Source organism: Acidovorax sp. LjRoot204 (genome assembly GCF_056175785.1).
Window position 1 is genome coordinate 20,872 of the sequence record NZ_JBGFFF010000061.1, and the last position, 6,589, is coordinate 27,460.

5 protein-coding genes and 1 tRNA gene are annotated in these 6,589 nt (G+C 61.6%); all 6 read left to right on the plus strand.

Annotated elements, in window-relative coordinates:
• Nucleotides 1–22: 22 nt before the first annotated feature.
• The gene (locus AC04MI_RS12685) at nucleotides 23–1,000 is read left to right on the plus strand and encodes an acetyl-CoA carboxylase carboxyltransferase subunit alpha (protein WP_056747083.1); all 978 of its coding nucleotides are present in this window, start codon (nucleotides 23–25) and stop codon (nucleotides 998–1,000) included.
• A 200-nt stretch (nucleotides 1,001–1,200) separates the two neighbouring features.
• Nucleotides 1,201–3,051, plus strand: a complete 1,851-nt coding sequence (locus AC04MI_RS12690) for a methyl-accepting chemotaxis protein (protein WP_436079216.1) — start codon at nucleotides 1,201–1,203, stop codon at nucleotides 3,049–3,051.
• A gap of 163 nt (nucleotides 3,052–3,214) precedes the next feature.
• On the plus strand, nucleotides 3,215–4,165 hold the full coding sequence (gene tilS, locus AC04MI_RS12695) for a tRNA lysidine(34) synthetase TilS (protein WP_436079141.1): 951 nt from the start codon (nucleotides 3,215–3,217) through the stop codon (nucleotides 4,163–4,165).
• 342 nt (nucleotides 4,166–4,507) lie between these two features.
• A tRNA-Ser gene (locus AC04MI_RS12700) sits at nucleotides 4,508–4,600 on the plus strand.
• Between the two features lie 364 nt (nucleotides 4,601–4,964).
• Nucleotides 4,965–5,366, plus strand: coding sequence for a helix-turn-helix transcriptional regulator (locus AC04MI_RS12705; RefSeq protein WP_476497913.1), 402 nt, complete (start codon nucleotides 4,965–4,967; stop codon nucleotides 5,364–5,366).
• Between the two features lie 335 nt (nucleotides 5,367–5,701).
• Nucleotides 5,702–6,589 (plus strand): DUF3987 domain-containing protein (locus AC04MI_RS12710; RefSeq protein ID WP_476497912.1); only part of this gene is annotated, 888 nt, incomplete at its 3' end.

A 6,589-nucleotide genomic window follows, 5' to 3' on the forward strand; every position in this document is an offset into this window, starting at 1 on the left:
CGATCCCCCTAGGAGAAAAACGTTGGCGAAAAAGACCTTTCTGGATTTCGAACAGCCCATTGCCGAGCTGGAGTCCAAAATTGAAGAACTGCGCTACGTGCAGACCGAGAGTGCCGTCGATATCTCGGAAGAGATCGACCAGCTGAGCAAGAAGAGCCAGCAGCTCACCAAAGACATTTACAGCGAACTGTCGCCCTGGCAGATCACCAAGATCGCCCGCCACCCTGAGCGTCCCTACACGCTCGACTACGTGCGCGACATCTTCACCGACTTCGTCGAGCTGCACGGCGACCGCCACTACGCGGACGACCTGTCCATCGTGGGCGGCCTCGCGCGCTTCAACGGCCACGCCTGCATGGTGCTGGGCCATCAGAAGGGACGCGACACGAAGGAGCGCGCCATGCGCAACTTTGGCATGAGCAAGCCCGAGGGCTATCGCAAGGCCCTGCGCCTGATGAAGACGGCCGAGAAATTCAAGCTGCCCGTGTTCACCTTTGTGGACACGCCCGGCGCCTACCCGGGCATTGACGCCGAAGAGCGCGGCCAGTCCGAGGCCATCGGCCGCAACATCTTCGAGATGGCGCAGCTCGAAGTGCCCATCATCACCACCATCATTGGTGAAGGCGGCTCCGGCGGCGCCTTGGCCATCAGCGTGGCCGATCAGGTTGTGATGCTGCAATACGCCATCTACTCGGTCATCAGCCCCGAAGGCTGTGCGTCCATCCTCTGGAAGACCAGCGACAAAGCGCAAGAGGCCGCTGACGCCCTGGGCATCACCGCCCACCGCCTCAAGGCCCTGGGCCTGGTGGACAAGATCGTGAGCGAGCCCGTGGGCGGCGCCCATCGCGACCACAAGCAGATGGCCGCATTTTTGAAGCGCGCTTTGGGCGATGCCTTCCGTCAGGTGGCAGACCTCAAGACCAAAGACTTGCTGGACCGCCGCTACGAGCGTCTGCAGAGCTACGGCCGCTTCAGCGACACCAAGGCGGACGCCCGCTAAGCCCGCTGAGGGCAGGTTCTGGCCTGTCGTTGCTGGCAATGAATGCACCAGCTTGGTGCGGTTCCAACGGCCCTTCGGGGCCGTTGTTGTTTTTCTGGCCGACTCTTTGCGGGGGCGCACAAACCCGCACTGGCGCATGGACTGCTACCGGATGTAACATGCCTGCAGACCGCCTGCGCGGGCGGTTCAAGGAGGGCTTCATGTCGCTTCTGAAGACGCTCAAAGGCCAGATCCTGGTCCTCTCTGCCACCTGCATGGTGGCTGCCCTGATGGTGTTGACGTTGGTCAACTACCTGTCGGCGCGTGCACAGGCGCAGGTTTCGCTGGCCGAAGAGGGCATGGCGACCGCCAAGAGCCACGCAGAAACCATCGAGGAGTGGGCGCGGGCCAAGGCCACGATCATTGCGGCCTCCGTCGCCGCCTTTGAAGATCCCGAACCTGCCAAGTCTCTGGCCATGCTGCGCGACGCGGGCAAATTCAGCACGGCGTACTTTGGCTACGCGGACAAGAAGTACGTATTTTCAGAGACTCGCAGCCTGCCCGCCGACTACGACCCCACCGCACGTCCCTGGTACAAGCAGGCCGCGCAAGCGGGCGGGTCTGTGGTCACGCCGCCCTACATCTCGGCGTCCGACCAGAAACTGGTGGTGACTTTTGCGACCCCGGTGGGCGCCGGCGCAGCGCTCAAAGGCGTGGCGGCTGGTGATGTCTACATGGAGTCAGTGGTTGCCAATGTGGCTTCCATCCAGCCCACGCCGCAGAGTTTCGGGTTTCTGGTGTCTGCCGACGGCAAGATCATCGCCCACCGCGACCAGGCGTTGACCCTCAAGCCCATTGCCGATTTGTCCAAGGACCTCGTGACCGACAAGCTGCTCGCGGCATCCAAGGACAAAAGCTTGCTGCAGGCGGACATCGCGTCGCGCAGCCGGTTACTCAGCGTGGTGCCGATCGCGGGCACCTCATGGATGCTGGTGGTGGCCCTGGATGAAAGCGAGGCCATGGCACCGATCCGGGCCATGCTGGCCACATCGCTGATCTCCAGCGTGTTGGTGTTGGTGGTGGCCGTTGGGCTGCTGGGCGTGGTTCTGACGCGGCGCCTGCGCCAGCTCACGCTGGTGCGTGACGCGATGCATGAAATCGGCGCCGGTGATGGCGACCTGTCGCGCCGCATCGACGCCCACGGTGAGGACGAGCTGGCCCAGATCGCTGGTAGCTTCAATAGCTTTGCGGGCAAGCTCTCCGGTGTGCTCTCGCAGATCCGTGACGCCAGCAGCTCGGTACGCGTGGCCGCCGAAGAGATTGCCACCGGCAACCATGACCTGAGCGGGCGCACCGAACTCACGGCATCCAGCCTGCAGCAGACATCAGCCTCCATGCAGCAACTGACCGAGACCGTGCGGCACAACGCAGACTCGGCACGCCAGGCCAACCAGCTGGTGGCCCAGGCGTCCAACGTGGCGCAACATGGGGGGCAAGTGGTGGGCAATGTGGTGACCACCATGGACCAGATCAATGCGGCCTCGCGCAAGATCAACGACATCATCGGCGTCATCGACGGCATTGCCTTCCAGACCAACATCCTTGCGCTCAATGCTGCGGTGGAAGCCGCCCGCGCGGGCGAGCAGGGCAGGGGCTTTGCGGTGGTGGCAGGCGAGGTGCGCAGCCTCGCCCAGCGCAGCGCCGAGGCGGCACGCGAGATCAAGACCCTGATCAATACCTCGGTCGAGCAGGTGGAAAACGGCTCGCGGCTGGTGCACGACGCGGGCACTACCATGACCGAGATTGTGACTTCGGTGCAGCGTGTGACGGACATCATGGCCGAGATCACGGCGTCCACCAATGAGCAAAGCACCAGCATCAACGAGGTCGGCCAGGCCGTGGCCCAACTCGACCAGATGACCCAGCAGAACGCAGCGCTGGTGGAAGAGAGCGCTGCTGCGGCACAGAGCCTCAAGGACCAGTCGGTGCGGCTGTCGGAGGTGGTGGGTACCTTCCGCCTGTCCACCGACCCTGCCCACGCTGCGCCACGGCTGTCCTCGCCGGGCGGTTAAGTTGCAAGGGGCGGCGCGCCCCCCCATGCACCTTACTGCCGGAGTGCGGGGCCCCGTGATAATCGGCGCCCATGCGCCGCCATTTCTCCCTCGTTCTCTACGCCCTCCGGGCACGTCCGGCGGTTGCGACGGGTCCAGCTGCAGGGCCTGAAGGGCGGATGCGATGACGCAATCAATGGACGCCGCCCTGCGGGCCTTTGCGCCCGCGTTGCCGATGGCCGTGGCGTTGAGCGGGGGCGCAGACTCGACCGCATTGCTGTTGGGCTGTGCACGCCGCTGGCCCGGGCAGGTGCTGGCCATCCATGTGCACCATGGGCTGCAGGCGGCTGCCGATGGGTTTGAGCAGCATTGCGTGGCCTTGTGTAGCAAGCTGGGCGTGCCGTTGCGTGTGCTGCGGCTGGACGCGCGCCCCGCGCCCGGCCAGAGCCCCGAGGATGCCGCTCGGCAAGCCAGATACCAGGCTTTGACGGCAGTAGCGCTAGAAGATCATGCCTTGGGTGCTATTCAATCCATAGCAATTGCACAGCACGCCGACGATCAGGCCGAAACCCTGCTACTCGCCCTGTCGCGCGGAGCGGGCGTGGCCGGCCTGGCCGCCATGCCCGCCCAGTGGACGCGTGCTGGTCTGGTCTGGCACCGCCCCTTGTTGCAGGTGTCTGCGGCGGACGTGCGCGATTGGTTGAAGGCACAAGGCCAGGCGTGGGTGGAAGACCCCACCAATTCCGATGAGCGCTTCACGCGCAACCGCATTCGGGCGCAACTGCTGCCTGCGCTGCATGCCGCATTCCCGTCCTTTCGCGATACCTTTGCACGGTCGGCCGCCAATGCAGCCCAGGCTGCTGAGCTGCTGCACGAGATGGCACAGCAGGACCTGTCCTTGTTGGGTGTGCCCCCCGGTATCAAGGCGCTGCAGGGGCTCACCCGCGCGCGCCAAGCCAACGTGGTGCGCCACTGGCTGCGCCATGTCCACCAAACCACCCCGGGAGCCGCGCAATTGTGCGAGCTGCTGGATCAGATCCAGGCCTGTACCACACGGGGTCACCACATCCGCATCAAGGTAGGAAGCGGCTTTGTCGTGAGGTCTGGTCTTACGCTGGAATGGCTCAGGCAGTAGCTCTCAGGTGTCTTTTTGCCCGCGTCACGGGGCGACACCCACAAACACGGGAGCAAACCGCCGTATCCGGCACGTTGGCCAATCGCGAAGATTGCCAGCTCTATGAGCTCGGTGCGTCCAATAGAAAGCCCGAGTCCGTCCTTGCCCCCTGTCCAACAGGCTCAACACACAAGCCATCCGCGCTCGAATGGCCTCCATATGCGACATCAAAACCTGGGCGGCAATCGGCAAAAAAGTAACTCCAGCTATCAGCGCCTGGCGTGCACGAGGACTCTGGATCAGCCCACCTATGCTGCTGCAACCAGCGGAACAGCCCCTGAAATGAGGCATAATAGCGGGATTGGAAACGTGACCGAGTGGCCGAAGGTGCTCCCCTGCTAAGGGAGTATGGGGTGTAGAGCCTCATCGAGGGTTCGAATCCCTCCGTTTCCGCCAGTAAGCAAGCAAACAAGCGCCTCTCGGGGCGCTTTTTTGTTTCTATCTACCAATCGTTACACCATACAGCAATCGCATTGCGTTGGATCCGGCTGGACTGTTCTGGACTCAAACGCGGCTCGCCTGCCAGTCGTATCTCCTGAGATCCATAGACCGGTGGTCGCTCAACCTGTCGATCGCCTCTTGACTTCGTCGGTCACATCCCTTTAGTATTCCTGCTCGTTGAGCAAGCGCTCAGGAGTGTTTTCGAGACACAGGCCATTACTCCGGACACTAGGGCCGGAAGGCTCCGAAAGCGTTTGAAAAACGTCCACACAAGGAGGACGAACTCGTCATTTTTTTGGCGTTGATGGAGTTCGTCCCTATGATTTGTGTTGGTTCCTCTGTTGGTCTTCGTACCGGTGTCTCAGTCAGCTCTGGCTATGTGCCCGCTGGGAAAGTCCCTGTTCCCCGTTCTGCTTTGCYGAGTCGCAAAAACGTTGAATCACTGGCGGATTCATCGCTAGCTTTCACATGTGAAAGCTGTCCTCATGCTGAGCACGGCGGTAAGCCCTCCAGACTCACCTCCCTATTGCGCGTTGGTGAAGTTGCCAAGATTCTTGGTATCTCGCGATCAACGATCTACGCGCAACTCCAGCAGCGCAGCGATGAACTGCACTCTGATTTCCCTCGCCCCATACGCCTGAACGCAGGCCCACGCTCCTCTGTGCGTTGGCGTGCCGATGACGTACAGGCCTGGATCGACTCTCGTCATCGCGCTCCGTAGCGCGCTCTCTTTTTCTCCGCCCCGACTTTCCTGCCGCATCGACTGTGGCTGGCGGAGCTTTGCATGCCAAAGCTCTGGGCAAGGCGAAAAGTTAGCGCGTTCTGATGAATCGCYGGCCCCGTCGGATTTGTTAATCCAACGCATGGGCGCGAGCAGGAGCTCGAGTTGAAGAGGGGTGTTCATTGGCTGCCGTCGATGTTCAYGGTACTGCCAACACCAACCGTGGAGATTTGTACTCCGCGGAGAGATCCAGCTATCCGGAAATGCGCGCGAGCGCATGCACCGGCAACTTGCCCGTTCGCTTTCCAAGCGGCGGGCCACCTGAGGATTGAAAAATGTACGAGCGAAAGTACGACCCGAAAGTCCACCTTGATATGGCCCCGAAGCTCCTACGACACGCAGTTTACGCCGCTGACCTTCAAACTCAAGCGCCGATAGAGATCGCCTTGGTCTCTGCGTTGACTGCTATGGCGCTGTGCTGTCAAGGAGTGATCGACGTCAGGTCTCCCCCTGGTTTCCTGTCGCCTGTGAATCTGTTTTTTTGGGTAATCGCCAAGTCGGGAGAGCGTAAGAGCGCCACTGACAAGCTACTACTCCAACCGATCGTCGATCGGGAAATACTCGCTGAAGTATTCCGCGCGGCGCTGAAGGACCGTCATGAAGCTGCCTGCACAGTGTGGCTGATTCGACTGAAACAGTTAGAGGCGGACTTGGCGCAAGTTGTGAAGACTGGCAAAGACTGCACAGGTGTGGACGAGGCGATTGCTGAGCATCTCGGCACCAAACCAGTGATGGAGCTCCATCCCCGATGGCTTTATCACAACACAACCATCGAGGCTCTGTTGAGGAATTTGCGCGATGTCTGGCCCTCCGCAGGGCTTGTCAGTGCGGAGGGCGCGATCATTGCAAACAGTCGGGTAATGCAGCACTTGGGCACGCTCACGGAACTGTGGCAAGCGCCTGAGCTGTTGCGAGTCGATCGTATTACGACGGGCGGCCTTTGCCTCCAGAGTCCGCACTTGACGTTCTCCGTCATGACGCAGCGCGCTGTCTACGACGAGTTCATCCGTCGCAACAACGGTATGGCTGTGAAGTTGGGGCTCACCTCTCGCTTGCTGTTGTGCGAGCCGATTTCTCGCCAAGGTGAGAGGGCGGTCACCGTGGCAACTGCCGAGTCCACCCAAGCGCTTGAGGCCTTCCACGCCCGGACTGCTGAATTGCTG